The sequence below is a fragment of the Arthrobacter sp. SlRoot2-15 genome, from assembly GCF_059739345.1.
Window position 1 is genome coordinate 3,283,728 of sequence record NZ_AP046058.1, and the last position, 25,494, is coordinate 3,309,221.

Here is a 25,494-nt window from a genome sequence, read left to right on the forward strand (position 1 = left end):
CATGCCCATTCTCGAACCTGGCCGCTGGGCATGCCCATCCCGTGGTGCTGCGGCCGAGCATGCGCGTCTGGTGCGGGGCTGGTTCGAGGGGCATGTCCGGTCGACGCACCGAGGAATGGACATAACCTGGCTATGTCCAATGCTCGGCGCCAGCGATGGACATGCCCGTCCGGATGCTCGGGCCCAGAGTGGCATGACCATCGCTGGGGGTCGGGCGATGGGCATGTCCGTCCGTGGGCTTGCACCTGCAATGGGCATGCCCGTTCCGGCGGCCCGGGTAAGAGCGGCTAGGCTGAAGTGACGCCAAAACCGCGGCCGTGTGCCGCCTGACAGCTAAGGATGAGCTCATTGGGATTTACTGAAATCTTCGTGGCCACCCATGACGCCGCACTCAAGCGCGCCGCAGCCCTCGACCGCGGAGCCGCAGCGGCAGCCGGCGCTCTCCGGATCGCGGACATCAGCGACTTCGAAATCGAGCGGCTGGGCGACCTGGCCGGCACCGCGGTGCACGCCGCGGGCGCCGACTATGAGCTCGCCATGGTGGACGTGGCCAGTGACTCGCTGCTGGGCGTTCCGGCCGCGATGGTCCGGGCCCTGGCAGACCTGCTCAGCTACGAGACCGAGGGGGAGGGCGACGTCCTCACCGAGGTCGCCGAAGGCTGGGCCGCTGAGGAAGACATGCCCTTCGGGGTGGACCAGGCTGCCCGCTACGTCCGCCAGCTCGCTGACCTCGCCGCCGGCGTCGACCCCGCAACCAAAGCCGGACTTTACGTCTGGACATCTTGACGCCCGGGCAAATCGCCCCCAATCACCCCCGCCGCGGGTGTCAAGTCGAAATCCGCGCGGTGATCTGGCACAATGAACAGGTACTCGATCTGCGTGGCCCCTCTCTCCGCGTCCGGATCCTGTCCTTTAGAACCCCCTAGTACGGCCCGCCCCACGGGTGCAGAACGCCGGGCTCGACCCCGTTTCAGAAACAGGAGTGACCACAAAAGTGGCCGTAAAGATTCGCCTTAAGCGCTTCGGTAAGATGCGCGCACCGTACTACCGCATCGTCGTCATGGACGCACGCTCCAAGCGTGATGGCCGTGCCATCGAAGAGATCGGCAAGTACCACCCGACCGAAGAGCCCTCGTACATCGAGGTCGACACGGACCGTGCCCAGTACTGGCTCGGCGTCGGCGCACAGCCGTCCGAGCAGGTTGCCGCGATCCTGAAGATCACCGGTGACTGGCAGAAGTTCAAGGGACTCCCGGGCCAGGAGGGCACCTTGAAGACCAAGGCTCCCAAGGAAGCCTTCGTCACCCCGGAAAAGGGTTCCGTGATCATCCCGGAAGCCATCACCAAGAAGGCCAAGAAGGACGACGCAGCCGAGGCTCCCGCCGACGCCGAAGCAGAGACCACCGAGGCTGAGTAAATTGCTGGCAGAAGCGCTCGAACACCTGGTCCGCGGGATTGTTGACAGCCCCGAGGACGTCAAGGTCTCTGCGAAGAACAACCGCCGCGGGGATACCCTCGAGGTGCGCGTTCATCAGGAAGACCTCGGACGGGTGATCGGACGCCAGGGCCGCACCGCACGCGCACTGCGAACCGTGGTGGCGGCACTGGCCGACGGCGAACCGGTCAGGGTCGACGTCGTCGACACCGACCGCCGCCGGTAGCGTAGCCAGCATTACTTGATCTTTAGTCCGGCCCCTCCACCAGCTTATGGTGGAGGGGCCGGACTGTTTTGCGCAGCAAAACGCCCCACACCCCCTAGATTTCAAGAGAACCCGAACAGAGGAACAGATGCAGCTTCAGGTGGCACGAATCGGCAAGCCCCACGGCATCCGCGGCGAAGTGACCGTCCAGGTGCTCACGGATGCGCCCGGTGACCGCTTTGTTCCCGGCACGCAGTTTGTGGTGGAACCGGCCTCGGCCGGGCCGCTGACCGTGGAGAGCGCCCGCTGGAACAAGGACATCCTGCTGCTGGCCTTCGAGGAAGTTGAAACCCGCAACGATGCGGAGGCCCTCCGCGGGGCGAAGCTCTTCATCGAGACCGAGGAACTGGACGAGGACGACGACGAGGGCTGGTACGAGCACGAGCTCGTGGGCCTGGACGTCCGGGTCGGCGACGCGGTCGTCGGGAAGGTATCCGGGCTGCACACCATGCCCGTCCAGGACCTGCTGGTGGTGACCGACCAGGCCGGCAAGGAAATCCTGATCCCGTTCGTGGAGCAGATCGTCCCCGAGGTCAACGTCGCCGACAAATACGTCCTCGTCACCCCGCCGGCCGGCCTTTTCGAGGTCAACACCGACGCCGGCGCGACCCCGGACGACGGCGACGCCGACAATGCCGGCGCCGACAGCGGTAACGATGACAAGAACGCGGCGCCCGCCGCCGGGGATAACGCCTAAGATGCGGATCGACGTCGTCAGCATCTTCCCCGAGTACCTGGCGCCACTGGAGCTATCCTTGATCGGGAAAGCGCGCCAGGACGGGCTGCTGGAACTAACCGTCCACGACCTCCGCGACTTCACCACGGACCGGCACCGCACGGTGGACGACACCTCGTACGGCGGCGGCGCCGGCATGGTGATGAAGCCGGAGCCCTGGGCCCAGGCCCTGACCGCCGTGGCCGAGGCCGGCCCGAAGGCGCCTGAACCGGGCACCGCCCGCAAGCCCGTGCTGATCGTGCCGTCCCCGGCGGGGGAGCGGTTCAGCCAGGCGATCGCCCACGAACTCGCGGAAGAGGACCAGCTCGTCTTCGCCTGCGGCCGCTACGAGGGCATCGATGAGCGCGTCTTGGAATGGGCCGCCGAGCACTTCACCGTGCGGCCCATGAGCCTCGGCGACTACGTGCTGAACGGCGGCGAGGTGGCCGTGCTGGCCATGGTCGAAGCCGTCGGCCGGCTGCTGCCCGGCGTCGTCGGCAACCCCGAGTCACTGGTGGAGGAATCCCACTCCGACGGCCTGCTGGAATATCCCGTGTACACCAAACCCTCCAGCTGGCGGGACCGGGAGGTTCCGGCGGTGCTGCTCAGCGGCAACCACGGCAAGATCGCGCAATGGCGCCGGCACGAACAGTACCGGCGCACCGCGGAGCGCCGCCCGGACCTGCTGGACGCGTTCGACGCCGGAAAGCTGCCCCGTGCGGACCGCACCGCTTTCGGGGACCTCGGGTACGACGTCGTCGACGGCCGGCTGAAGCGCCGCCCCGACGCCTGAGCCGCCGACTCCACGGAGGCCAATTCACCAAAACGAACCGGTTTGTGGCAAAATTAGTCCTTGTGCCTGCTGGGTGCGAACCTGCCACAGGGGGAGCGTCACCAACAGCGCGGCACCCCGGCGCCGTCAAGTCCTGACGGAGCCGGAACGACAAAACTTTCGGCGGGAATTTCCGGTGCACTGCATCCGGGCTTGGCCGCCGTGACCCAACGTGAATGACCTGTGGCGTTCACCAGGAGTGGATCAATGCATATCCTCGATTCCGTAGACGCAGCCTCGCTGCGCACCGATGTTCCCGAGTTCCGCGCCGGTGACACCATCAAGGTGCACGTGAACATCATCGAAGGCAAGAACTCCCGCGTCCAGGTCTTCCAGGGCTTCGTCCTGGGCCGCCAGGGTGACGGCGTCCGCGAAACCTTCACCGTCCGCAAGGTCTCCTTCGGCGTCGGCGTGGAGCGTACCTTCCCGGTGCACTCCCCGATCATCGACAAGATCGAGCTCGTCTCCAAGGGTGACGTGCGCCGCGCCAAGCTTTACTACATGCGTGCACTGCGCGGTAAGGCTGCGAAGATCAAGGAAAAGCGCGACTTCCAGACCGCCAAGTAAGTCCTCCGGACTTTCACAGCGGATCCATGGAGGGTCCAGGCATTCGCCCGGACCGTCTGCCACTGCGCCGTTCAACTGAGAAAAGCGTTAGAGGACACGGATCATGGAACAGACAAAACGCCGGCCCAGGAAACTGGGCTGGCGTTTTGTGCTTCTGGGCCTGGTCCTCGCCGTGGCCATCAGCGGACTGGTCCGCTCGCTCTGGCTGGACGTCTATTTCATCCCCTCGGCGTCGATGGAGCCGCTCCTCCGCGACGGGGACCGGATCGTGGTATCCCGGACCGACTTCGCGGCCGAACCGGTGCGCCGCGGCGACGTCGTGGTCTTCGACGGCCGCGGCTCCTTCGCCCCGCTGAACAGCGGCAAGGGCCCGGCCGCCGACTTCCTCGCCGCGGCGGGCCACTGGCTGGGCCTGACCGGCAGCGACACCACCTACGTCAAACGCGTTGTCGGGCTGCCCGGTGACCACGTGGTGTGCTGCGACGCGGACAGCCGTCTCACAGTCAACGGCCAGCCAGTTGAGGAACCGTATGTGTTTGGGGGCGACGTTCCGAGCCAGCTCAAGTTCAACGTGCTGGTCCCGGACGGCCGGCTCTGGCTAATGGGCGACCACCGCTCAAAGTCGGCCGATTCCCGCAGCCTGCTGGGGGCCCCCGGCGGTGGAATGGTACCGCTGGACCGTGTCATTGGCCGGCCGGTACAGATCCTCTGGCCGCTTGATAGATTTGCAGAAATACCGCGGCCCACCGTGGCCGCCACAACGATGAAGAACGGACAGTAGATGCCCGAGACCGGACCCCGGACACCTGATCAGGGGAACGACGAGCCCCGGGTGACCTCCTCGCCCATCCCGGGCGCCGACCACCCGACGACGCGGCTCCCGGCCGTGCCTCGGCCCGAGCACACCCCGGGCCGCGAACACGCCCCGGAACCGGTGTTGCCCGCGCGTGCCGCCGACGCAGCCCAGACGGGTCCGTCGCACGCGGGTCCGTCGTCGGGGAGGGCCCGGCGGGCGAAGGCCCGGGAAGGCCGCAGCCCCGCGTTCCTCTGGCTCAAGGAAGTCGCCACCGTGGTGGTGATCGCCGTCGTACTGTCCTTCCTGATCAAGACCTTCCTGTTCCGGGCGTTCTACATCCCGTCCGAGTCGATGATGAACACCCTGGACGTCAACGACCGGATCTTCGTCAACCTGCTGGTGCCGGAGCCGATGGCCATGGAGCGCGGCGACGTCGTCGTTTTCCGGGACACCAAGGGCTGGCTCGTGCCGACCGCGCAGAAGCCGGCCGGGCCGTTCACCGGCGTGCAGGACGCGCTGACCTTTGTCGGCCTGCTGCCGGACAACTCCGAACAGCACCTCGTCAAGCGCGTCATCGGCCTGCCCGGGGACCACGTTGTCTGCTGCGACGGCAGCGGCCGGATCAGCGTCAACGGTGCCCCGCTGGACGAGAAATACATCAACAGTGCCGAGGTCCCGCAGGTGCGCGACTTCGACGTCGTGGTGCCCGCCGGCAAGGTCTGGGTGATGGGCGACAACCGGAACCACTCCGCCGACTCCCGCGCCCACATGGAAAGCAACGGCGGCTTCATCGACGTGGCCGACATCGAGGGCAAAGCCGCCGTGATCGCCTGGCCGCTGAACCGGATCACGGCCCTGGACAACTACCCGGCCGTCTTCCGCAGCGTCCCGGCCGCCGGGAAGTAAGGACAGCCGTGTCCGAAGCCCCCACTCTCGACTACGAGCGCCGGTTCCGGAGCTCCGGTGCCCGGCTGCTCGCCGGGATCGACGAGGTGGGCCGCGGCGCGCTGGCCGGACCGGTGAGCGTCGGGATCGCCGTCGTGGACCTGCACCGGCAGACGCTGCTCGCCGATGTGCGGGACAGCAAGCTGCTCAAGGTGGCGGACCGGGAGCGGCTGGAGCCGCTGGTGCGCAGCTGGAGCGTCGCTTCCGCGGTGGGGCACGCCTCCGCCGCGGAAATCGACGCGCTCGGCATCATCGCCGCGCTCCGGCTGGCCGGGAACCGCGCCTGGTCCGCGGTGCTGGCCGCCGGCGTGACGCCGGACGTGGTGCTGCTGGACGGCAGCCACAACTGGCTTTCGCCCGTCGCGCAGGCCTCGCTGTTCGACCCGGACCCCGACGACGCCCCGGAGCAGCCCGGCTGCGACGCGCCGGTCCACACCCTGGTCAAGGCGGACATGCAGTGCCTCAGTGTGGCCGCAGCCTCGGTACTGGCCAAGGTCGAACGCGACCGCCGGATGGCCGCCCTGCACACCGAGTACCCGGCGTTCGGCTGGAACGAGAACAAGGGCTACGGCACCGCCGCGCACAAGGACGCGCTCCGCGCCGCCGGCCCCACGCCGTACCACCGGGTGAGCTGGCAGCTGCTCGGCGACTGAGCCGTGGCGCGCGCCCGGCGCCCGATGGTGCAAGATGGAACCATGAGTGCCGAGGACCTTGAAAACTATGAAACCGACATGGAGCTGCAGCTCTACCGCGAATACCGCGACGTCGTCGGGCTGTTCAGCTATGTGGTCGAGACCGAGCGGCGTTTCTACCTGGCCAACCACGTGGACCTGCAGGCGCGCAGCGCCGACGGCGAGGTCTACTTCGATCTGACCCTGCAGGACGCCTGGGTCTGGGACGTGTACCGCTCCGCCCGGTTCGTCAAGAGCGTCCGCGTCATCACCTTCAAGGACGTCAACGTCGAGGAACTCCCGCGCAGCGAGGAGCTCGCCCTGCCCAAGGTGGAGGGCCTGGGGAACTGATTCCGGGCTATCTGGCGTCTGGGGAGCCTGAGTTACCCACATAGCCAAAGTCTTGTCCGCGTCCTGGCCGTTCCGCGTTCCACGCTGGAGGCATGAGAGCTAAGGACGTGCTGGGCCGGCGCGGTGAGGAACTTGCCGCCGGCTTCCTCGAGGCCCAGGGCATGCGGATCGTGGACCGCAACTGGCGCTGCCCCGAGGGCGAGATCGACATTGTTGCGCTCGACGGCGACGCCCTGGTCATCGCCGAAGTCAAGACCCGCAAATCCCTCGCCTACGGCCACCCCTTCGAGGCCGTGGGCGTGGACAAGCTGGCCCGGCTGCACCGGCTGGCCTCCGCATGGTGCCGGGACCATGAACTGAGAATGCCGCTGCGCCGCGTGGATGTCATCGCCGTGCTCGACGACGGCACCGGCGGCCCGGCCATCGAACACCTCAAGGGGGTGGGGTAGATGGCGCTGGGACGGACGTATTCTGTCGCGCTGGTGGGGCTGAACGGCTACATCGTCGAGGTCGAGGCGGACATCGGCCAAACCCTGCCCGCCTTCGTGATCCTCGGTCTCCCGGATGCCTCGCTCAACGAGGCGAAGGAACGGATCCGCTCCGCGGCCCAGAATTCGGGCATCCCGCTCAGCCGCCGCAAGATCACCGCGAACCTGATCCCGGCGTCCCTGCCGAAGCGCGGGTCCGGCTTCGACCTGTCCATCGCCATGGCGGTTCTGCTGGCCGCCAACGACATCCGCCCCACCGGCCGGCAGGTCTTCATCGCGGAGCTTGGCCTGGACGGACGGCTGCGGCCGGTCCGTGGCATCCTCCCGGCCGTGATGGCCGCTGTCCAGGCAGGCTATCCCGACGTGGTGGTGGCCCACGCCAACGCGGCCGAAGCCGAGCTTGTCCCCGGCGCCAGGGTCCGTGGCTATCGGACCCTGGCCCGGCTGGCCTTTGACTTCGGTGCCGACCCGCAGGACCTGGCACTGGACTTTGAGCCGGAGGACGAGGAGCCGGACGACGCCGGCGGAACTGCTGCGGCACCGCTGGCGCCGGACATGTGCGACGTCTCGGGCCAGAGGGAGGGCCGCCGGGCGCTGGAAGTGGCGGCCGCCGGGGCGCACCACGTGCTGCTGACCGGGCCGCCGGGGGCTGGCAAGACCATGCTGGCCGAGCGCCTGCCCGGCCTGCTCCCGGACCTCGGGGACCGGGAAGCAATGGAAGTGACGGCCATCCACTCGCTCAGTTCCCTCACGTCCGCCTCCGTGACGCTGCTGCGCCGGCCCCCGTACGAAAACCCGCACCATACCGCCACCGCCGCCGCCATCATCGGCGGCGGCTCCGGGCTGCCCCGGCCGGGTGCGGCCTCCCGGGCGCACCGCGGTGTGCTGTTCCTGGACGAAGCCCCCGAGTACGAGCGCAGGGTCCTGGACGCGCTCCGGCAGCCGTTGGAAAGCGGTGAACTGGTCATCCACCGCTCGGCGGGCACGGCCGCCTACCCGGCCCGGTTCCAGCTGGTCCTTGCGGCCAACCCCTGCCCCTGCGGCAAAGCCTCCGGCAAGGGCGTGGATTGCACCTGCACCCCGATCATGCGGCGCCGCTACCTCGCCCGGCTGTCCGGGCCGCTGCTGGACCGGGTGGACATCCAGCTGGAGGTCGAACGCGTGGCACTGGCGGACTTCGGCCAGCCCCGCGCCGAAGAGGGAACCGCGGACATCGCCGCCCGGGTGCAGGCCGCCCGGGAGCGCCAGCTGGAGCGGCTGCGTCCCCTCGGGCTGGAAACCAACGCGCAGGTACCGGGACGGGTGCTGCGCGGTCCGCTGCGCCTGCCCGGACCGACCACGCGGATCCTCGACCATGCGCTGGAACGCGGGTCCCTGACGGCCCGGGGGTACGACCGCGTGCTCCGCCTGGCGTGGACCCTGACGGATCTCGCCGGCCGTGACAGTCCCGAGGCAGACGACATCGGCCAGGCACTCGGCCTCCGTCAGGCCACTGCGGCTGCGGCCTGACTACCACCCCTGCACAATCACCAGCATTTCCCGTAAGGAGAACCATCGCGTGAAGGGAAAGCAGCACCATGACAGAGAATGAAAGGACGGCCCGGGCCGCCCTGTCCCGGCTCCTGGAACCCCAGGACGCCGCCGGCCTGGCCCTGGTCCGGGTCGCCGGGGCGGAGGACGCCCTGAGGATCGCCACCGGGCAGCTGGCGGCCGGCCCAGGCCTGGAGCAGGAGCTGGCCAGGGCGCTGGAAGAGAACGGGGCAGGAGGCGGCTGGGCCGGCCTGGGCATGGCCATGAAACGCTGGGCGCCGCGGGTTCCGGACCTTGCACCGGCACGAGACCTGGCCACCATGCAGCGGCTCGGCGGCCGTCTGCTCATCCCGGCGGATGACCTGTGGCCCCGCCAGCTGGCCGACCTGGGGCTGCAGGAACCGCTCTGCCTCTGGTGGCGCGGCGTGGAACAGGAACTGCCGGCGGTGAACAAGGCCATCGCGCTGGTCGGATCCCGGGACAGCACCGCCTACGGGTCCGCCGTCACCGGTGACCTCGCTTATTCGCTGGCGCAACGCGGCTTCACGATCATCTCCGGCGGCGCGTACGGCATCGACGCCCACGCCCACCGGGCCGCGTTGGCCGGCGCCACGGAAGGCCTGCCGACCATCGCCGTCATGGCCGGGGGTGTGGACCGGTTCTACCCCGCCGGGAACGAGGACCTGCTCCGGACCGTGGCCAACCAGGGCGCTGTGCTGGCCGAGGTCCCGCCGGGCTCGGCGCCCACGCGCTACCGCTTTCTACAACGCAACAGGCTCATCGCCGCTCTTGCCGCCGTGACCGTAGTGGTGGAGGCGCGGTGGAGATCCGGTGCGCTCAACACCGCCCACCACGCCGAGACCCTGGGCCGGGCCGTCGGTGCGGTTCCCGGGTCGGTCCACAGCGCCAACTCCGCCGGCTGCCACCGTCTGCTGCGCGAAGGCGGCGCCGTCTGCGTCACGGACGCCGCCGAGATCGCGGAACTCGCCTCACCCAGCGGAGACTCCCTGCCGGAACCCGGGTCCGGCCGGGTGGAAGCCCACGACGGCCTCACCCTCGAGGACCTGATCCTCTTGGACGCCCTCCCGCTGCGGATCACGAGCACCGTCGAAAAGCTCGCCACGGTCGCCGGGCTGAGCCCTGAATCGGTCAGGGCGGGCCTGGGCCGGCTCGGACTGCTGGGCTTGGCCGAATCACGCCATGGCGGTTGGAAGCGCGCCTCCGCAGCCGGGTGATGACGGTGGGCACGTTAGTGCGGCTCTGCGGCGGGGCGGGCGGTGAATCGCGACGGCCCCGCCACAGCACAGCGCAGCACAGTCCAGCCACGGTCACGCTCCGCGACGCGCCGCCGGGCTGCGCCGGTGCCGGACTAATTGCTGGGAGAGTTGGAGGGTGTCCTCCCAGCAACTTCCCGCAGCGCTCGCCGGGGCCGCCCACGGCTTCGGACGTTACCTGGAAGCGGAACGCGGCCGCTCGGCCCACACCGTGCGCGCCTATCTCGCCGACGTCGGCAGCCTGCTGGCACATGCGGTCTCGGAAAACGCGGAGAACCTCGCTGATCTTGAACTCGGCACGCTGCGCCGCTGGCTCGGTGCCCAGAGCGAAGCGGGGATGTCCCGCGCCACGCTGGCCCGGCGTGCGGCCACCGCCCGGGCTTTCACCGCGTGGGCCGTCCGCGAGGAGCTCATCACGGCCGATCCGGCCCTGCGGCTCAAGGCCCCGAAGCGGGAAAAGTCCCTGCCCGGCGTGCTGCAGCAGGGGCAGGTCCAGCGGCTCGTGGCCCGGGCCGAATCCGCCGCGGCCGAGGGTGAACCGATGGCCCTGCGTAACCGCGCGATGCTGGAACTGCTGTACGCCGCCGGTGTCCGCGTCGGGGAGCTCGCCGGGCTCGACGTCGACGACCTCGACCCGGACCGGCGGACTCTGCGTGTGCTCGGCAAGGGCAATAAGGAACGGACGGTTCCGTACGGCCTCCCGGCGGCGCTCGCCGTCGACGACTGGCTGCGCCGCGGACGCCCGGCCCTGGCTGCGGCCGAATCGGGACCCGCGCTCTTCCTGGGCGCGCGCGGCAAGCGGGTGGACCAGCGGCAGGTCCGCAGTGTCGTGAAGGGGCTGCTGGACGGGCTGGGGGACACCTCGGCGACGGGCCCGCACGCGCTGCGGCACTCGGCGGCGACGCACCTGCTCGACGGCGGGGCGGACCTGCGGGCCGTGCAGGAAATCCTCGGCCACAGCAGCCTGGCGACCACCCAGATCTATACCCACGTCTCGGTCGACAGGCTCCGGCAAAGCTACCAGCAGGCCCACCCGCGCGCCTGATGGCCGCCCGGACCCCGTCCGTACCCCCCCGCTGGCCAAAACGACGCGCCGGAAACGACGCGCGGAATTGCACTGGCGTAATTAGGCGGGGTACGGCAGAATAAGACTCACGCCCGGCAACTTTCAAGTGGTTCTTGAAGCTCTTGAGCATCGTTCCACCACCTGAGGTCCGGACCTATTTTTTGCACCATGTGGTTTCAAAGAAACTGAATAGTCTGGCAGGGGCAAACGCCCCGCACGCGGATTCACGCAGCAGACAGGCATCCAGGCAGAGGTCGTTGGGGAAGACGTACCTATAGCTATGGAGGATGGAATGTCTGTTGCACTAACCCGCGGTGTCCTGTTCGTTCACTCGGCCCCGACCGCCCTGTGCCCCCACGTTGAGTGGGCCATTGGGTCTGTCGTGGACAAGCGGACGGACCTTGAGTGGACTGCCCAGCCCGCCGCGCCCGGAATGTTCCGGGCCGAGCTGTCGTGGACCGGAACCCCGGGCACGGGGGCTCAATTGGCGTCTGCGCTCCGCGGCTGGGCGCACCTGCGCTACGAGGTCACCGAGGAGCCCAGCCAGGGCGTCGACGGCGGCCGCTGGTCGCACACCCCCGAGCTCGGCATCTTCCACGCCGTCACGGACGTGCACGGCAATATCATGGTCTCCGAGGACCGCATCCGCTACGCCTACGAATCCGGCGCCGGCGACCCCTCCGCGGTCTACCACGAGCTCTCCCTGGCACTCGGCGAGGCCTGGGACGAGGAACTCGAACCCTTCCGGCACGCCGCCGAAGGCGCCCCCGTGCGCTGGCTCCACCAGGTCGGCTAAGCGTCCGCCGCTTAACCTCCAGCGCACTACCCTGCACTAAACACTCCATAGCAACGCCAAACGACAGATGGCGGCAATGTTCACGAGGAACATTGCCGCCATCTGTCGTTTTGGCGTCCGGACCCGAAGGCCCAGGGCCAAGCGACTTAGATGCTGCGGACGGCGATGACGGCGTTGTGGCCGCCGAAGCCGAAGGAGTTGCTCAACGCCACGATGCTGCCGCCGGGCAAGGCCCGCTCGGAGGTGACGACGTCGAGCGGGATCTCGGGATCCTGGTTCTCGAGGTTGATCGTCACCGGCGCCTTGCGCTCGTACACGGCCAGCACGGTCAGCACGGCCTCCACCGCACCGGAGGCGCCCAGCAGGTGCCCCATCTGCGACTTCGTGGCCGAGACCGCGACGTCGTCCACATGCTTGCCGAGGGCGGCCTTGAGCGCGGTGTACTCGGGCTTGTCGCCGACCGGAGTGGACGTCGCGTGCGCGTTGACGTGCACCACGTCCTCGGCCTGGATCCGCCCGTCGAACATGGCCGCCTTCAGCGCACGGGTGGCGCCGAGGCCCTCCGGGTCCGGGGCGGTGATGTGGTAGGCGTCGGCGGTCACCGAGGTGCCGGCGAGCTCGGCGTAGATCCGGGCGCCGCGGGCGATCGCGTGCTCCTCGGCCTCGAGGACCAGGGCACCGGCGCCCTCACCCATGACGAAGCCGTCACGGTCGCGGTCGTAGGGGCGCGAGGCGTGCTCGGGATCGTCGTTGCGGCGGGAGAGTGCCTGCATCGAGGAGAAGGCGGCGATCGGCATCGGGTGGATAGCAGCTTCGGCGCCGCCGCAGACGACGACGTCGGCCTTCCCGGAGCGGATCAGGTCCAGTCCCATGTGAACGGCTTCGGTGCCGGACGCGCAGGCGGAGACGGGGGTGTGGGCGCCGGCGCGGGCACCCAGGTCCAGGCTGACCGCGGCCGCGACGCCGTTGGGCATCAGCATCGGCACGGTCATCGGCAGGACGCGGCGCGGGCCCTTTTCACGCAGGGTGTCCCAGGCGTCCAGCAGCGTCCACACGCCGCCGATGCCGGTCGCGAAGGCGACGGCGAGGCGGTCGTGGTCGACCTCGGTGATGTTGGCGTCGGCCCAGGCCTCGCGGGCGGCGATGACGCCGAACTGCGTGGACGGGTCCATGCGTTTGGCCTCGACCCGGCTCAGGACTTCGAGGGCGGGGGTGGAGGCGCGTGCCGCGAAGTGCACGGGCAGTTCGTACTTGGCTACCCAGTCGTCCTCAAGCGTGTGCGCTCCGGAGACGCCCTTCAGCGCGTTCTTCCACATCGTGGGGACATCGCCGCCAATGGGTGTGGTGGCACCCAGACCGGTAATGACTACTTTGCGTGCCATGGGATCACTCTTTCGTCGGTGCGCCTGCCGTGTCCGGAACCCGGTGAGGGGAGGCCGGGGCGTGCGTGGGGAAAACTCGGTGGTCATGCTGAAGAGAACTCAGCGGTCATGCTGAAGAGAACTCAGCGGTCATGCAAGAAAGGCGTCCAGCGGTGGGTTCCGGTCCGGGGCCGCTGGAGCGCCCCGGACCGGCCACAGCTCCGGCCCGCGGGGCCGGAACCAAGGCTCAGGCGGAATTAGGCCTGGGCGCTGGCGATGAAGCTAACGGCGTCGCCGACGGTCTTGAGGTTCTTGACCTCTTCGTCCGGGATGCGCACGCCGAACTTTTCCTCGGCGTTGACGACGATGGTCATCATGGAGATGGAGTCGATGTCCAGGTCCTCGGTGAAGGACTTGTCCATTTCGACAGCCTCGGGGGCCAGGCCGGTCTCTTCGTTGACGATTTCAGCCAGGCCGGCCAGGATTTCTTCGTTGCTAGCCATTGATGGCTCCTTTTCTTGTTGGTGCCGTCCGCTTCCGGTGGTTGTGCCGGGAGATTCTGGCGAAATGATTCAAACCGAGGGTTCGGCTTGGTTCGGGAATCCGTGCTGTCGGGGATGCCAGCAGCTCGAGAAGTACGGTGGCCGCCTAGGGAAGCACAATCACCTGGGCGCCGAAGACCAGTCCGGCTCCGAAGCCGATCTGCAGGGCCAGTCCGCCGCTCAGTTCAGGGTTTTCCTGCAGCAAGCGGTGGGTTGCGAGGGGGATGGAGGCTGCCGAGGTGTTGCCTGCTTCGGCGATATCCCGGGCGACCTTGACGGTCTCCGGAAGCTTGAGCTTCTTGGCCATCTCGTCGATGATCCGCATGTTGGCCTGGTGCGGGATGAAGGCCGCGAGGTCCTCGGCCTGGATGCCGGCGGCGTCGAGCGCCTGCTGGGCCACCTTGGCCATTTCCCAGACCGCCCAGCGGAACACCGTCTGGCCGTCCTGGCGCAGCGTGGGCCACAGTGCCGCCTCGGTCACGGCGGCCTCGCCCTCGCTGAGCGCGGCGTCGCGCTTGCCGGCCAGCGCCAGCTCCCGGATGTCCAGCATCGAGTGGGTCATGCCGATGGCGTCCCACTTGCTGCCGTCCGAGCCCCACACCGACGGGCCGATGCCCGGGGTGTCGGAGGGGCCGACGACGACGGCGCCGGCGCCGTCGCCGAGCAGGAAGGAGATGGTGCGTTCGGTGTTGTCGATGACGTCGGAAAGTTTCTCCGCGCCGACCACCAGCACGTACTTGGCCGCGCCGGAGCGGACCAGGGCGTCCGCCTGCGCGATCCCGTAGCAGTAGCCGGCGCAGGCCGCGGAGATGTCGAACGCCGGTGCCGGGGTGGCGCCGAGCCGGTCGGCCAGGCTGGCGGCGGCCGAGGGGGTCGCGTAGGGGTGCGTCACGGTGGAGACGATCACGGCGCCGAGCGCGGAAGCGTCGATGCCGGCCTTCTGCAGGGCCTCGCGGGCTGCGCCCTCGGCCATGTCGATCACGCTGACGTCGGCGGGGGCGCGGTGCCGGGTGATGATGCCGGTGCGCTGCCGGATCCACTCATCGGAGGAATCGATCCACTGGCACACGTCCTCGTTGGTGACGATGACGCTGGGCCGGTAGGCGCCGACGCCCATCACCCGGGTGTGCTCCTGCAGCGGAGCCTGCTTCAGGGTTGGAGTGCTCATTGCCCTCCCTCCAGTTCTGCGAATAGGGCCAAGGCGGCGGAAAGGTCATCCGGGGTCTTGACGGTAACGGTCTTCACACCGGGCATGCCGCGTTTGGCCAGGCCGGCCAGCGTCCCGGCGGGCGCCAGTTCGATCACGCCGGTCACCCCGCGCGCCACGAGGGTCTCCATGCAGCGGTCCCAGCGGACCGGGCGCGAGACCTGGGCGATCAGGCTGTCGACGGCGGCGCCGCCGTCGGTGACCTCGGCGCCGTCGAAGTTGGACAGCAGGGGGACCTGCGGGTCCCGCGGGTGCAGCGAGGGCCGCAGGGCCTGCAGCGCGGCGACGGCGGGGGACATGTGCGAGGTGTGGAATGCCCCGGCGACCTTCAGCGGGATCACGCGCGCCTTTGCCGGCGGATTCTCGGCGAGGGCTTTGAGCTGCTCCAGGGTGCCGGCGGCGACGGTCTGGCCGGCGCCGTTGACGTTGGCGGGGGTGAGCCCGCAGGCCTCGATCGCGGCCAGGACGTCGGCGGGGTCTCCGCCCACGACGGCGCTCATGCCGGTGGGGGTGGCAGCGGCGGCGGCCGCCATGCCGTTGGCGCGTTCGCGGACGAAGGTCATGGCCTCGGTCTCGGTCAGGACGCCGGCCAGGGCCGAGGCGGTGATCTCGCCGACCGAGTGCCCGGCCAGGATGACCGGGAGGGTGCCGAGTTCGACGTCGAAGAGGGCCTTGGCGGTCACCAGGCCGGCGGCGACGATCAGGGGCTGCGCGACGGCAGTGTCCTTGATGGTTTCCTCGTCGGAGGTGGTTCCGTGGGCGGTGAGGTCGATGCCTGCGATTTCGCTAAAGGAGGCCAGCTGGCCTGCGACGGATGGCAGTTCCAGCCAGGGGGCTAGAAAACCAGGGGTCTGGGAGCCCTGTCCAGGGCAAACGATTGCAAGCACGTATCCAGCTTTCCAAATTGCCGCGTGATTCATCGGTACTCTCATGCACCAAGCTCACTGGGTCAGTTTGTAGGAAGTCTACAACGGGTCAGGAGTTGTTACGGGACGGCTGGCGCTCCGCGGTGGGCCTTGGCGGGGTCGAAAGCCGGCCCACCACCAACGCAGCCTGGAGCACAAAAGCCTCCCGAGGGATCAGCGGATCCCAGCCGGTGACGTCGCAGACGCGTTTGAGCCGGTACCGGACGGTGTTGGCGTGGACGAAGAGTTCGCGGGCCGTCGCCTCGAGCGAATGCCCGAGTTCCAGGTAGGTCCCGAGGGTCTCCACGAGGCCGTTGGACGCCGCGAGCAGGGGCCGGTAGATGTTCTTGACCAGGGAACGCCGGGCGGCGTCGTCGCCGGAGATCACCCGCTCCGGCAGCAGGTCATCGGCCGCCACGGGGCGTGGAGCGGAAGGCCACGCCCGGGCCGCGGTCAGCCCGGCGAAGGCCGACTGGGCGGAGCTGCTGGCCTCCAGCAGCGAGCCGGCTTCGGCTCCGTAGACCACCGGTCCGGGCGCGAAGAGTTCGCTCAGTTTCTGGCAGGCCGTTTCGCGGTCCTGCACCCCGCCGAGGATCAGGATCAGCCGGTCGCCCTGGATGCCGACGAGGGCGTCCTCGGCGAAGCGCCCGGCGGTGCGGCGGAGCTCGCTGACGTAGCTGGCACTCGGTTCCGACGGCGAATTTCCCACCATCACGGTGAAGCGTTCCTGGGCTTTCCAGCCCAGTGCGGCGATCCGGGAGCGCAGCGCGTCGGTGTTTTCACCGCGCAGGATCGCATCGACAATGAGTGCTTCCAGCCGGGTGTCCCAGGAGCCGCGGGTCTCCGCGGCGCGGGCGTAGACGTCGGCGGCGGCGAACGCCACCTCGCGCGAGTAGCGCAGCACGGCCTCGCGCAGCGCGGCCTGGTCGGCCTCGGGGGCGATGATCGGCACCTGTTCCTCGACCACCTCAACGACGATCCGGATCAGCTGCAGCGCCTTCTGCAGGCTGATCGATCGGGTCAGTTCCGTCGGTGCGGTGCCGAAGACGTCGGAGAGGATCCACGAGGGGGAGCTGGGCCGCTCGAACCAGGTGACGAAAGCTGCGATGCCGTTTTGCGCGACCATGCCCAGGGCGGAGCGCTCGTCGGAGTTCAGCCGGCTGTACCAGGGCAGCGAGGCCTCCAGCTGGCGCAGGGTCGTCGTGGACAGCTGGCCCACGCTGGACCGGAGCTTTTTCAGCGTCTCAGCCTTCTCCGGGGTGAGGGCCCGCACGGACGGCTTGCGTTTTGCGGGGGTGGTGGTGGGCTCTGCCATGCAACGAGCATACGGTGCCGGCCGGCCAAGCTCCATTTGTGCAAAGGCTACAACGCGCGTTGTCGCGGATCACAGTGCTCGGGCGCAGCCGTTAACGCCCGACGGCGGCCCCCACCGTGGTGGGAACCGCCGTCGTGCGCTGTTCGGCCGGCTCTAGGAGTCGCCGCCCGCGTTGCCGGTGGTGCCGGCGTTGACGTTGAGCAGACGGTACTTCTCGATGGCCTGGGCCGGGGCCTGGGCGTCGACCTCGCCGCGGCGGGCCAGCATCTGCAGCGAACGGACCACAATCGAGTGGGTGTCGTTCTTGAAGAAGCGGCGCGCTGCGGCGCGGGTGTCCGAGAAGCCGAATCCGTCGGCGCCGAGCGAGGCGAACTCGTTCGGGATGAACTGCCGGATCTGGTCCGGGACGGCCTTCATGTAGTCCGAGACCGCCACGATCGGGCCGGTGGCTCCGGCGAGCTGCTCGGTGACGAACGGGACGCGCGCCGGCTGGCCCGGGTTGAGGAAGGCGTCTTCCTCGGCGGCCATCGCGTCGCGGCGCAGTTCGGTCCAGGAGGTCACGGACCAGACATCGGCGGAGACGCCCCAGTCCTCGGCCAGGATCCGCTGGGCTTCGAGGGCCCAAGGCACCGACACACCGGAGGCGAGGATCTGCGTGCGCGGGCCGTCGATCTTGGCCGGCGCCAGCAGGTAGATGCCCTTGATGATGCCCTCGGCGTCGAGCTCCGCCGGAGCCGGCGGCTGGACGATCGGCTCGTTGTAGACCGTGATGTAGTACATCACGTTCCGCGACGGGTCGTTGTCCGCAATTTCTTTTCCGGCTTCGCCGGGACCGTACATCCGGTTGAGCCCGTCACGCATGATTACGCCGATCTCGTAACCGTAGGCCGGGTCGTAGGTGACGACGGCCGGGTTGGTCGAGGCCAAGATCGGGGAGTGGCCGTCGGCGTGCTGCAGGCCTTCGCCGGTGAGCGTGGTGCGACCGGCGGTAGCGCCGATGATGAACCCGCGGGTCATCTGGTCCGCGGCGGCCCAGAAGGAGTCGCCGGTGCGCTGGAAACCGAACATCGAGTAGAACACGTAGATCGGGATCAGCGGTTCGCCGTGCGTGGCGTAGGAGGTGCCCGCGGCGGTGAAGGCGGCAACCGAACCTGCCTCGTTGATGCCCGCGTGCACGATCTGGCCGGCAATGGATTCCTTGTACGCCAGGACCAGGTCGCGGTCCACGGACAGGTAGTTCTGGCCGTTCGGGTTGTAGATCTTCGCCGTCGGGAAGAACGCGTCCATGCCGAAGGTGCGCGCCTCATCGGGGATGATCGGCACGATCCGGGTGCCGAAGTCCTTGTCCCGCATCAGGTCCTTGAGCAGCCGCACGAACGCCATGGTGGTGGCGGCCTGCTGCTTGCCGGACCCGCGGTTGGCGACCTCGTACGCCTTGTCGCCCGGCAGGGTGACGTCGGTGTGCTTCGAGCGGCGTTCCGGAACGAACCCGCCAAGGGCCCGCCGGCGTTCCATCAGGTACTGGATCTCCGGGGCGTCGGCGCCGGGGTGGTAGTACGGCGGCTGGTACGGGTCGGCCTCGAGCTGCTCGTCCGTGATCGGGATGCGCAGGTGGTCGCGGAAGGCCTTGAGGTCCGCCAGCGTGAGCTTCTTCATCTGGTGGGTCGCGTTGCGGCCCTCGAAGTGGGTGCCCAGGCCGTAGCCCTTGACGGTGTGGGCCAGGATGACCGTGGGCTTGCCCTTGAACTCGGTGGCGGCCTTGTACGCGGCGTAGACCTTGTTGTAGTCGTGGCCGCCGCGCTTGAGGTTCCAGATCTCCTGGTCCGTCATATCCGCGACCATGTCCTTGGTCTGCGGGGTCTTGCCGAAGAAGTGCTCGCGGACGAACCCGCCGGATTCGGCCTTGTAGGTCTGGTAGTCGCCGTCGACCGTCTCGTTCATGATCTTCACCAGCGAGCCGTCTTCGTCCTTGGCGAGCAGGTTGTCCCACTCACGGCCCCAGACGACCTTGATGACGTTCCAGCCGGCGCCGCGGAAGAACGCTTCGAGCTCCTGCATGATCTTGCCGTTGCCGCGGACCGGGCCGTCGAGGCGCTGCAGGTTGCAGTTGATGACGAAGTTGAGGTTGTCCAGCTTGTCGTTCGCGGCGAGCTGGAGCAGGCCGCGGGACTCGGGCTCGTCCATTTCACCGTCGCCCAGGAACGCCCAGACCTGCTGGTCGGAGGTGTCCTTGAGGCCGCGGTTGTGCAGGTAGCGGTTCGACTGCGCCTGGTAGATGGCGTTCATCGGGCCGATGCCCATCGATACGGTGGGGAACTCCCAGAACTCGGGCATCAGGCGCGGGTGCGGGTAGCTGGAGAGCGCGTGGCCCTCCTTGGACTTCTCCTGGCGGAAGCCGTCCAGGTCCTCCTCGGTGAGGCGGCCTTCCATAAAGGCGCGGGCGTACATGCCGGGGGAGGCGTGGCCCTGGAAGAAGACCTGGTCTCCGCCGCCGGCGTGGTCCTTGCCGCGGAAGAAGTGGTTGAAGCCGACCTCGTAGAGGGTCGCGGCGCCCGCGTAGGTGGAGATGTGCCCGCCGACGCCAATTTCAGGGCGCTGGGAGCGGTGCACCATCACGGCGGCGTTCCAGCGCAGCCAGGCGCGGTACTTGCGTTCAATCTCCTCGTCGCCCGGGAAAGGCGCTTCCTGGTCCACCGGGATGGTGTTGACGTAGTCGGTGGTGGTCACCATCGGCACGCCCACGCTCTGGGCGCCGGCCCGCTGGAGCAGGCTCCGCATGATGTACTGGGCACGCTCGGTGCCTTGTTCCTGAATCAGGGTGTCCAGGGACTCCAGCCATTCGGCGGTCTCTTCCGGATCACGATCAGGCAGCTGGTTAGTCAACCCGCTGAGGATATGGGAGGTATCTTCTCCTGCAGCCACGTCCAACCTCTCTTTGAGCGCATTCATCGGCACCCTCAGCTCCGGCAGGGTAACTGCCTGGCGTGAACGCGACGTGTGCGACATATCGGTAACAACAGCCCGGTCCTGTACGCCGGGCTAGGTCCAATCACAACCATGCCTGTGTGTAGTAGCGGGCAGTCGCCCGCGCAGGCATAGTCGTCATCAGCCACTCTAGCCGTGTGCGTCCGCGGATGCGTAGCTGTCCCATGGGGCCGCCGTCGTATTTCACGGGCATACTGGTTCTGTGACGTGGAGCCTCCCCAGGGCCCCCGGAACGGCCGGTGTGACGCAGAATATGGCGGATCGCGGCCCCTGCAGCTTGAAGCAAAGGCCCAAAGGGTGTTGGCTTGTAGTAATGGAAATCACTAGCACCACTGGACTTACCAAGCAGTATCCGTGTACGTATAACCAGCAAATGAACAAACAGCATAGGAGCAACACGTGAGCGAGGCCGACGCCGCCACTTCGGTGAATGTGGCGGAAAAATTGGGTTTCAAAAACGGAGATCTGATTCAGGAATTCGGTTATGACGACGACGTCGACTTCGACTTGCGTGACGACATCGAGGACCTCACCGGTTCGGAGCTCTTCGACGAGGACGACCATGAGGTTGTCGACGCCGTGATCCTCTGGTGGCGCTCCGACGACGGCGACCTCGTAGACACCCTGGTCGGCTCGCGGACCACCCTCACCGAGGGCGGCGTGGTCTGGGTGCTGACGCCCAAGTCGGGACGGGTCGGCTACGTCTCGCCGGCGGACATCCAGGACGCGGCCCCCACCGCAGGGCTGCACTACACCACCTCCGCCGGCGTCTCCAAGGACTGGAGTGCCACCCGCTTGGTCACGCGGAAGAACAAGTGAGCCAACCGGCCCCCGCAACGGCGGCTTCACCCACGGCCGTGCCGGCCGTCGGCGTGCCCGCCCCTGACTTTGAGCTGGTCAACCAGTTCGGCGAGCCCGTCCGGCTCTCGGACCTGCGCGGACGCGCCGTGGTCCTGGTGTTCTTCCCCTTTGCCTTCTCCGGCATCTGCACGGGCGAACTCTGCGAACTTCGCGACAACCTCGCGCTTTTCGAAGCTGCCGACGCCGCCGTCCTCGGGGTGTCGGTGGACAGCAAGTTCGCCCAGCGCGCCTACGCGGAAAAGGAAGGCTACACCTTCGACCTGCTCGCGGACTTCTGGCCGCACGGGGCGGTGGCGGAGCAGTACGGCGTTTTTGATCCGGAGAGCGGCATGGCCAGGCGCGGCACGTTCATTATCGACGCCGACGGCATCGTCCGCTATGTCGTCGTGAACCCCCGCGGCCAGGCCCGGGACTTCGCCGAATACCGCGCTGCCCTGGCAGGACTCACGGGGAACTGACGGCGGGGAACTGACGCGATGAGGCAGCGGCGGCCCGGCGTGGGCATGACTGGCTTCGCCAGCCTGCCGCCGGTCGCCGCCGCCGAACCCGAACGCAGCGAGCTGGAGGTTCTGGCGGAAATCCATGATGTCCTCGCAGGCCAGAGGTTCGCGCTGCTGACCGGTGCGGGGCTGAGCACGGATTCGGGCATCCCGGACTACCGCGGTCCCGGCGCCGCTCCCCGGGCGCCGATGACCTACCAGGAGTTCGTTGGCGCTGCCGAGAACCGCCGGCGTTACTGGGCGCGGAACCATATCGGCTGGTCGCACCTGCGCCGGGCCGACCCCAATGCCGGCCACGTTGCCGCCGCCCGGTTGGAACACCGCGGACTCCTCACCGGCCTGATCACGCAGAACGTGGACCGGCTGCATGAGGACGCCGGGAGCATCAACGTGGTGGACCTGCACGGACGCTTCGACCGGGTGGCCTGCCTGGGCTGCCAGCGCCGCTACAGCCGCTCGCTGCTGGCCGGTGTGCTGGAGGAACTGAACCCCGGGTTCCTCGCCGACGCCCTCGCCGCCGGAGTCGTGGAAATGGCTCCCGACGCCGACGCCACCGTGGAGGACGCGGAGCTGATCGCCGGTTTTGTCGTCGCGAACTGCCCGGCCTGCGGCGGCACGCTGAAACCGGACTTTGTCTACTTCGGCGAGAACGTCCCCAAGGACCGGGTGGAGCGCTCCTACGCCATGGTGGACGAGGCCGGGGCCCTGCTGGTGGCGGGGTCGTCCTTGACCGTGATGAGCGGGCTGCGGTTCGTCCGGCACGCGGCGAAGCAGGGTAAAGCCGTGGTGATCGTCAACCGGGGCCAGACCCGCGGCGATGACCTGGCCACCATCAAGCTGGAGGCCGGCGTGAGCGAGGCCTTGACCTGGCTGGCTGCCGAACTTCCGGCCCTCTGACATCGGCCTGGCGGGGCCCCGCCGATTGGCGTTTCCCCGGCCGGTTCCGGTAGAGTCATTGTTCGTTGGTTGACGCATTGAAGTGCGGAAACAACACCTTGGGTCTTTAGCTCAGCTGGTAGAGCGCCACGTTTACACCGTGGATGTCATCGGTTCGATCCCGGTAGGACCCACCAAGGAAAACCCCGTCGCAGCAGGCCAGAAGGCCGGCCGCGGCGGGGTTTTTTGCTGTCACCATGGCCCGGGTTTCAATGGCCAGGAAAATGTCGGTCCCCGTCCGTACCGTCACTGGCATGGAACATGTGATCGTGAAGACCGGCCCGGACGGACACCCCTTGGCGGTGGTCCGCGCCGGCCGCGAATGGCTGGTGGGCGCCGAGCCGGTGCGCTGGTTCGAGCGGGTGAGCTGGTGGGAGGCCGAGCGCCGGATGCCGAAAGGCCTGAGCCGGGTCGACGTCGAGGTGTGGCAGGTCCAGGCGAGGCTGGGCCGGAACGGCGGATCGGCGCTGACCACAATGGAGATCATCCGGGACGGCCTCGGCGGAGGCTGGAGGCTCCGGGAAGCGGTGGCGGACGCGGCCTGAGTGGCTGGCGGCCCACGGGCAAAGGAAAATGGTCCAGGCAATGGAAAAGCCTTCCACCGCGACTATTGGGGGATGCCGCGGTGGAAGGCTTGTAAAAAATATACCGTGGATGCGTCCAAATGTGAAACGCTTAGCGGTTGAATTACGCCACAGAACGGACTAATTGCGGCCGGACCCGGCCCGGATTGTCGGCCTAGCGGGGCTGGACCGGGACGAACACCCGCGGCTGGTCCCGCCAGCTTGGCTCCATGTCGGCGATCGTCTCGCGCATGATCTTGTCCGAGGCTTCGCGGGCCGCGACGCCGTTGCCGGCCGCGATCGCCTCCGCTACGTCCACATGCCACTGCAGCGCCGAGGTCCTTGGGTGGTCCGGCATCAGGCCGTGGACGGTGCGCCCGGTCAGGGTCTCGGCGACCTGGCCCACCATGTTGGCGAACATCTCGTTGCCCGATCCTGTCAGCAGGAGGGAATGGAACTTGATGTCCAGGTCCAGGAATAGCGGTACGTCGCCGGCCACCCCTGCCTCCCGCATCGCGTGCGAAATTTCCACAAGCTCGCTGCGCAGTTCGTCCGGGGCGTTGACGGCCGCCAGTTCGGCGGCAACAGGTTCGACGGCGGTGCGCAGTTCGGCCAGGGAGCGCAGCTGCGCGCCGCGGCCCTCGCCGGCCAGGCGCCAGCGGATCACGAGCGGATCGAAGGGGTTCCAGCGGCTGGCGGGCAGCACCCGGATGCCGACGCGTTTGATGGTCTCGACCAGGCCCAGGGACTGCAGCACGCGCACGGCCTCGCGGACCACCGAGCGGGAGACCTTCAGTTCGTCCTCAAGGTGCTCGGCCAGCATGACGTGGCCGGCGGGGAGTTCGCCGGTGACAATCCGCGCCCCCAGGTGCTCGATGGCGCGGTGATGGAGGCTGGTTGACATAAACGTAAGCATAGTGGCGCAGCTCGCAGTCCCGGCGGCAGAAGGCACCCGGGCCGCGGAAAAACATAGACTGTTTGTGACGCGCCGTATTCCGCCACGTGGGCACCGCTTTCACGCGGTCCGCGGAAATACATATGGTTTATTGACAGCCATTGGTCCCAGAAAGCGTGTTCCGCAGCATGTGCGGGACGAACTGCACTCGATGCACAGAATGAATTGGAGTTTTTGATGTCAGCACACATCGGTGTCACCGGCCTCGCGGTGATGGGGGCCAACCTGGCCCGGAACCTGGCCCGTAACGGCTTCACCGTTGCCCTGCACAACCGGTCCGTGGAAAAAACCGACGCGCTGCTCGAAAAGCACGGCCACGACGGCGACTTCGTCCGCACCGAAACGCTGCAGGAACTCGTTGACTCGCTGGAGAAGCCGCGCCGCGTTCTGATCATGGTCAAGGCCGGCAAGCCGGTGGACTCAGTGATCGAGCAGCTCGAGCCGCTGCTGGAACCGGGCGACATCATCATTGACGCCGGTAACTCGCACTACGAGGACACCCGCCGCCGCGAGGCCGCCCTCGCCAAAAAAGACCTCCACTTCGTCGGCATCGGCGTCTCCGGCGGCGAGGAGGGCGCCCTCAACGGCCCCTCGATCATGCCCGGAGGCTCCAGGGAGTCCTACGAGGCCCTCGGCCCGCTGCTGGAGAAGATCGCCGCCCACGTTGACGGCCAGCCCTGCTGCGCCTGGATCGGCACCGACGGCGCCGGCCACTTCGTGAAGATGGTTCACAACGGCATCGAGTACGCCGACATGCAGGTCATCGGCGAGGCCTTCGACCTGTTGCGCTCCGGCGCCGGGATCGAACCGGCCGAGCAGTCCAAGATCTTCGCAGAGTGGAACAAGGGCGAGCTTGCCTCGTTCCTGATCGAAATCTCCGCCGAGGTCCTCGGCCACGTCGATGCCAAGACCGGCAAGCCGTTCGTCGACGTCGTTGTGGACGCAGCCGGGCAGAAGGGCACCGGCCGCTGGACGGTCATCTCCGCCCTGGAGCTGGGCTCCCCGACGTCGGGGATCGCCGAATCGGTCTTCGCCCGCGCCCTGTCTTCCCAGGCGGAGCAGCGCAAGCTGGCCCAGGAACTGCTGTCAGGGGGCGAGGCCGCCGTCGAGGTCCCCGAGACCTTCGTCGAGGACGTCCGGCAGGCGCTGTACGCCTCCAAGCTGGTCTCCTACGCCCAAGGGCTGGACATGCTCACCTCCGCCGCCAAGGAATACGGTTGGGACCTCAAGCTGGACGAGATCGCCTCGCTGTGGCGCGGTGGCTGCATCATCCGCGCCGAGCTACTCAAGGAAATCACCAAGGCCTACGCCGCGGAGGAAAAGCCGGCCAACCTGCTGTTCGCCCCGGCGTTCACCAAGGCGATCGCCGACGTCCTCCCGGCCTGGCGCCGGGTGGTGGCCACCGCCGTGCAGTTGGGCATTCCGGTGCCGGTGTTCTCCTCCTCGCTGGCGTACTACGACGGCCTGCGCCGCAAGCGCCTCCCGGCCGCCGTGATCCAGGGCCAGCGCGACCTCTTCGGTGCACACACCTATGGCCGGATCGACACCGAGGGCACCTTCCACACCCTGTGGGGCGAGGACAAGTCCGAGATCGCTGCGGTGGACACGCACTAGTCCACGCCGTTTCCGGTCC

At 68.1% G+C, this 25,494-nt stretch carries 27 protein-coding genes and 1 tRNA gene; 21 read left to right on the top strand and 7 right to left on the bottom strand.

Annotation, left to right across the window (positions count from 1 at the left end; genetic code table 11):
• Window positions 1–348: 348 nt before the first annotated feature.
• The 15 genes from AC6I9V_RS15190 (at window position 349) to AC6I9V_RS15260 (ending at window position 11,731) form a co-directional block, all read left to right on the top strand.
• On the top strand, window positions 349–786 hold the full coding sequence (locus AC6I9V_RS15190) for a hypothetical protein (RefSeq protein ID WP_497900019.1): 438 nt from the start codon (window positions 349–351) through the stop codon (window positions 784–786).
• Window positions 787–994: 208 nt separating this feature from the next.
• A complete protein-coding gene (rpsP, locus tag AC6I9V_RS15195) occupies window positions 995–1,417 on the top strand; it encodes a 30S ribosomal protein S16 (RefSeq protein ID WP_138769023.1) in 423 nt (140 codons plus the stop codon).
• A gap of 1 nt (window position 1,418) precedes the next feature.
• Complete coding sequence (locus AC6I9V_RS15200; protein ID WP_349411459.1) at window positions 1,419–1,661, top strand: RNA-binding protein; 243 nt, start codon at window positions 1,419–1,421, stop codon at window positions 1,659–1,661.
• Window positions 1,662–1,788: 127 nt separating this feature from the next.
• A complete protein-coding gene (rimM, locus tag AC6I9V_RS15205) occupies window positions 1,789–2,397 on the top strand; it encodes a ribosome maturation factor RimM (RefSeq protein WP_497900020.1) in 609 nt (202 codons plus the stop codon).
• 1 nt (window position 2,398) lies between these two features.
• A complete protein-coding gene (trmD, locus tag AC6I9V_RS15210; RefSeq protein ID WP_497900021.1) occupies window positions 2,399–3,208 on the top strand; it encodes a tRNA (guanosine(37)-N1)-methyltransferase TrmD in 810 nt (269 codons plus the stop codon).
• A 246-nt stretch (window positions 3,209–3,454) separates the two neighbouring features.
• On the top strand, window positions 3,455–3,814 hold the full coding sequence (rplS, locus tag AC6I9V_RS15215) for a 50S ribosomal protein L19 (protein ID WP_146337296.1): 360 nt from the start codon (window positions 3,455–3,457) through the stop codon (window positions 3,812–3,814).
• 103 nt (window positions 3,815–3,917) lie between these two features.
• On the top strand, window positions 3,918–4,595 hold the full coding sequence (lepB, locus tag AC6I9V_RS15220; protein ID WP_497900022.1) for a signal peptidase I: 678 nt from the start codon (window positions 3,918–3,920) through the stop codon (window positions 4,593–4,595).
• Window positions 4,596–5,516: a signal peptidase I gene (gene lepB / locus AC6I9V_RS15225; protein WP_497900023.1), complete on the top strand. Its 921-nt coding sequence runs from the start codon at window positions 4,596–4,598 to the stop codon at window positions 5,514–5,516.
• A gap of 8 nt (window positions 5,517–5,524) precedes the next feature.
• The gene (rnhB, locus tag AC6I9V_RS15230; protein ID WP_497900024.1) at window positions 5,525–6,208 is read left to right on the top strand and encodes a ribonuclease HII; all 684 of its coding nucleotides are present in this window, start codon (window positions 5,525–5,527) and stop codon (window positions 6,206–6,208) included.
• 42 nt (window positions 6,209–6,250) lie between these two features.
• Window positions 6,251–6,577 carry a DUF2469 domain-containing protein gene (locus tag AC6I9V_RS15235; RefSeq protein WP_056426737.1) on the top strand — a complete coding sequence of 109 codons (327 nt, stop codon included), beginning with the start codon at window positions 6,251–6,253 and terminating at the stop codon, window positions 6,575–6,577.
• Between the two features lie 92 nt (window positions 6,578–6,669).
• Window positions 6,670–7,026, top strand: coding sequence for a YraN family protein (locus AC6I9V_RS15240; protein ID WP_349411446.1), 357 nt, complete (start codon window positions 6,670–6,672; stop codon window positions 7,024–7,026).
• The gene (locus AC6I9V_RS15245; protein ID WP_497900025.1) at window positions 7,027–8,574 is read left to right on the top strand and encodes a YifB family Mg chelatase-like AAA ATPase; all 1,548 of its coding nucleotides are present in this window, start codon (window positions 7,027–7,029) and stop codon (window positions 8,572–8,574) included. It begins immediately after the preceding gene.
• Window positions 8,575–8,642: 68 nt separating this feature from the next.
• On the top strand, window positions 8,643–9,830 hold the full coding sequence (dprA, locus tag AC6I9V_RS15250) for a DNA-processing protein DprA (RefSeq protein ID WP_497900026.1): 1,188 nt from the start codon (window positions 8,643–8,645) through the stop codon (window positions 9,828–9,830).
• Window positions 9,831–9,987: 157 nt separating this feature from the next.
• Window positions 9,988–10,914, top strand: coding sequence for a tyrosine recombinase XerC (locus AC6I9V_RS15255; protein WP_497900027.1), 927 nt, complete (start codon window positions 9,988–9,990; stop codon window positions 10,912–10,914).
• A 313-nt stretch (window positions 10,915–11,227) separates the two neighbouring features.
• Window positions 11,228–11,731 (top strand): DUF3145 domain-containing protein, encoded by a 504-nt coding sequence (locus tag AC6I9V_RS15260; protein WP_136322385.1) that lies wholly within the window; start codon window positions 11,228–11,230, stop codon window positions 11,729–11,731.
• A gap of 146 nt (window positions 11,732–11,877) precedes the next feature.
• Here the strand turns inward: AC6I9V_RS15260 and fabF are convergent, their stop codons facing one another.
• The 6 genes from fabF to aceE form a co-directional block, all read right to left on the bottom strand.
• Entirely contained in the window at window positions 11,878–13,113 is a 1,236-nt protein-coding gene (gene fabF, locus AC6I9V_RS15265; RefSeq protein ID WP_349411442.1) for a beta-ketoacyl-ACP synthase II, read from the bottom strand.
• 236 nt (window positions 13,114–13,349) lie between these two features.
• Window positions 13,350–13,595 carry an acyl carrier protein gene (locus AC6I9V_RS15270; RefSeq protein ID WP_138769033.1) on the bottom strand — a complete coding sequence of 82 codons (246 nt, stop codon included), beginning with the start codon at window positions 13,593–13,595 and terminating at the stop codon, window positions 13,350–13,352.
• 145 nt (window positions 13,596–13,740) lie between these two features.
• On the bottom strand, window positions 13,741–14,802 hold the full coding sequence (locus AC6I9V_RS15275; protein ID WP_497900028.1) for a beta-ketoacyl-ACP synthase III: 1,062 nt from the start codon (window positions 14,800–14,802) through the stop codon (window positions 13,741–13,743).
• Entirely contained in the window at window positions 14,799–15,728 is a 930-nt protein-coding gene (locus tag AC6I9V_RS15280; protein WP_497900029.1) for an ACP S-malonyltransferase, read from the bottom strand. Before AC6I9V_RS15280 ends, AC6I9V_RS15275 begins: the two co-directional genes overlap by 4 nt.
• Window positions 15,729–15,816: 88 nt before the next feature.
• Complete coding sequence (locus tag AC6I9V_RS15285; RefSeq protein WP_349411439.1) at window positions 15,817–17,061, bottom strand: PucR family transcriptional regulator; 1,245 nt, start codon at window positions 17,059–17,061, stop codon at window positions 15,817–15,819.
• 153 nt (window positions 17,062–17,214) lie between these two features.
• Complete coding sequence (gene aceE, locus AC6I9V_RS15290) at window positions 17,215–20,010, bottom strand: pyruvate dehydrogenase (acetyl-transferring), homodimeric type (protein ID WP_349411438.1); 2,796 nt, start codon at window positions 20,008–20,010, stop codon at window positions 17,215–17,217.
• Window positions 20,011–20,445: 435 nt separating this feature from the next.
• On the opposite strand from aceE, the gene AC6I9V_RS15295 reads away from it, so the two are divergent.
• The 5 genes from AC6I9V_RS15295 (at window position 20,446) to AC6I9V_RS15315 (ending at window position 22,888) form a co-directional block, all read left to right on the top strand.
• Window positions 20,446–20,865: a DUF3052 domain-containing protein gene (locus AC6I9V_RS15295; protein ID WP_146337308.1), complete on the top strand. Its 420-nt coding sequence runs from the start codon at window positions 20,446–20,448 to the stop codon at window positions 20,863–20,865.
• A complete protein-coding gene (locus AC6I9V_RS15300; protein WP_497900030.1) occupies window positions 20,862–21,365 on the top strand; it encodes a peroxiredoxin in 504 nt (167 codons plus the stop codon). Before AC6I9V_RS15295 ends, AC6I9V_RS15300 begins: the two co-directional genes overlap by 4 nt.
• A gap of 18 nt (window positions 21,366–21,383) precedes the next feature.
• On the top strand, window positions 21,384–22,304 hold the full coding sequence (locus tag AC6I9V_RS15305; RefSeq protein ID WP_497900031.1) for an NAD-dependent protein deacetylase: 921 nt from the start codon (window positions 21,384–21,386) through the stop codon (window positions 22,302–22,304).
• A gap of 100 nt (window positions 22,305–22,404) precedes the next feature.
• Window positions 22,405–22,480, top strand: a tRNA-Val gene (locus AC6I9V_RS15310).
• 117 nt (window positions 22,481–22,597) lie between these two features.
• Window positions 22,598–22,888, top strand: coding sequence for a hypothetical protein (locus AC6I9V_RS15315; protein WP_497900032.1), 291 nt, complete (start codon window positions 22,598–22,600; stop codon window positions 22,886–22,888).
• A gap of 193 nt (window positions 22,889–23,081) precedes the next feature.
• On the opposite strand, the gene AC6I9V_RS15320 is transcribed toward AC6I9V_RS15315, so the two are convergent.
• Window positions 23,082–23,810, bottom strand: coding sequence for a FadR/GntR family transcriptional regulator (locus AC6I9V_RS15320; RefSeq protein WP_497900033.1), 729 nt, complete (start codon window positions 23,808–23,810; stop codon window positions 23,082–23,084).
• Between the two features lie 228 nt (window positions 23,811–24,038).
• Here AC6I9V_RS15320 and gnd point away from each other — a divergent pair, with 228 nt between their 5' ends.
• Entirely contained in the window at window positions 24,039–25,475 is a 1,437-nt protein-coding gene (gene gnd, locus AC6I9V_RS15325; protein ID WP_497900034.1) for an NADP-dependent phosphogluconate dehydrogenase, read from the top strand.
• Window positions 25,476–25,494: the final 19 nt, after the last annotated feature.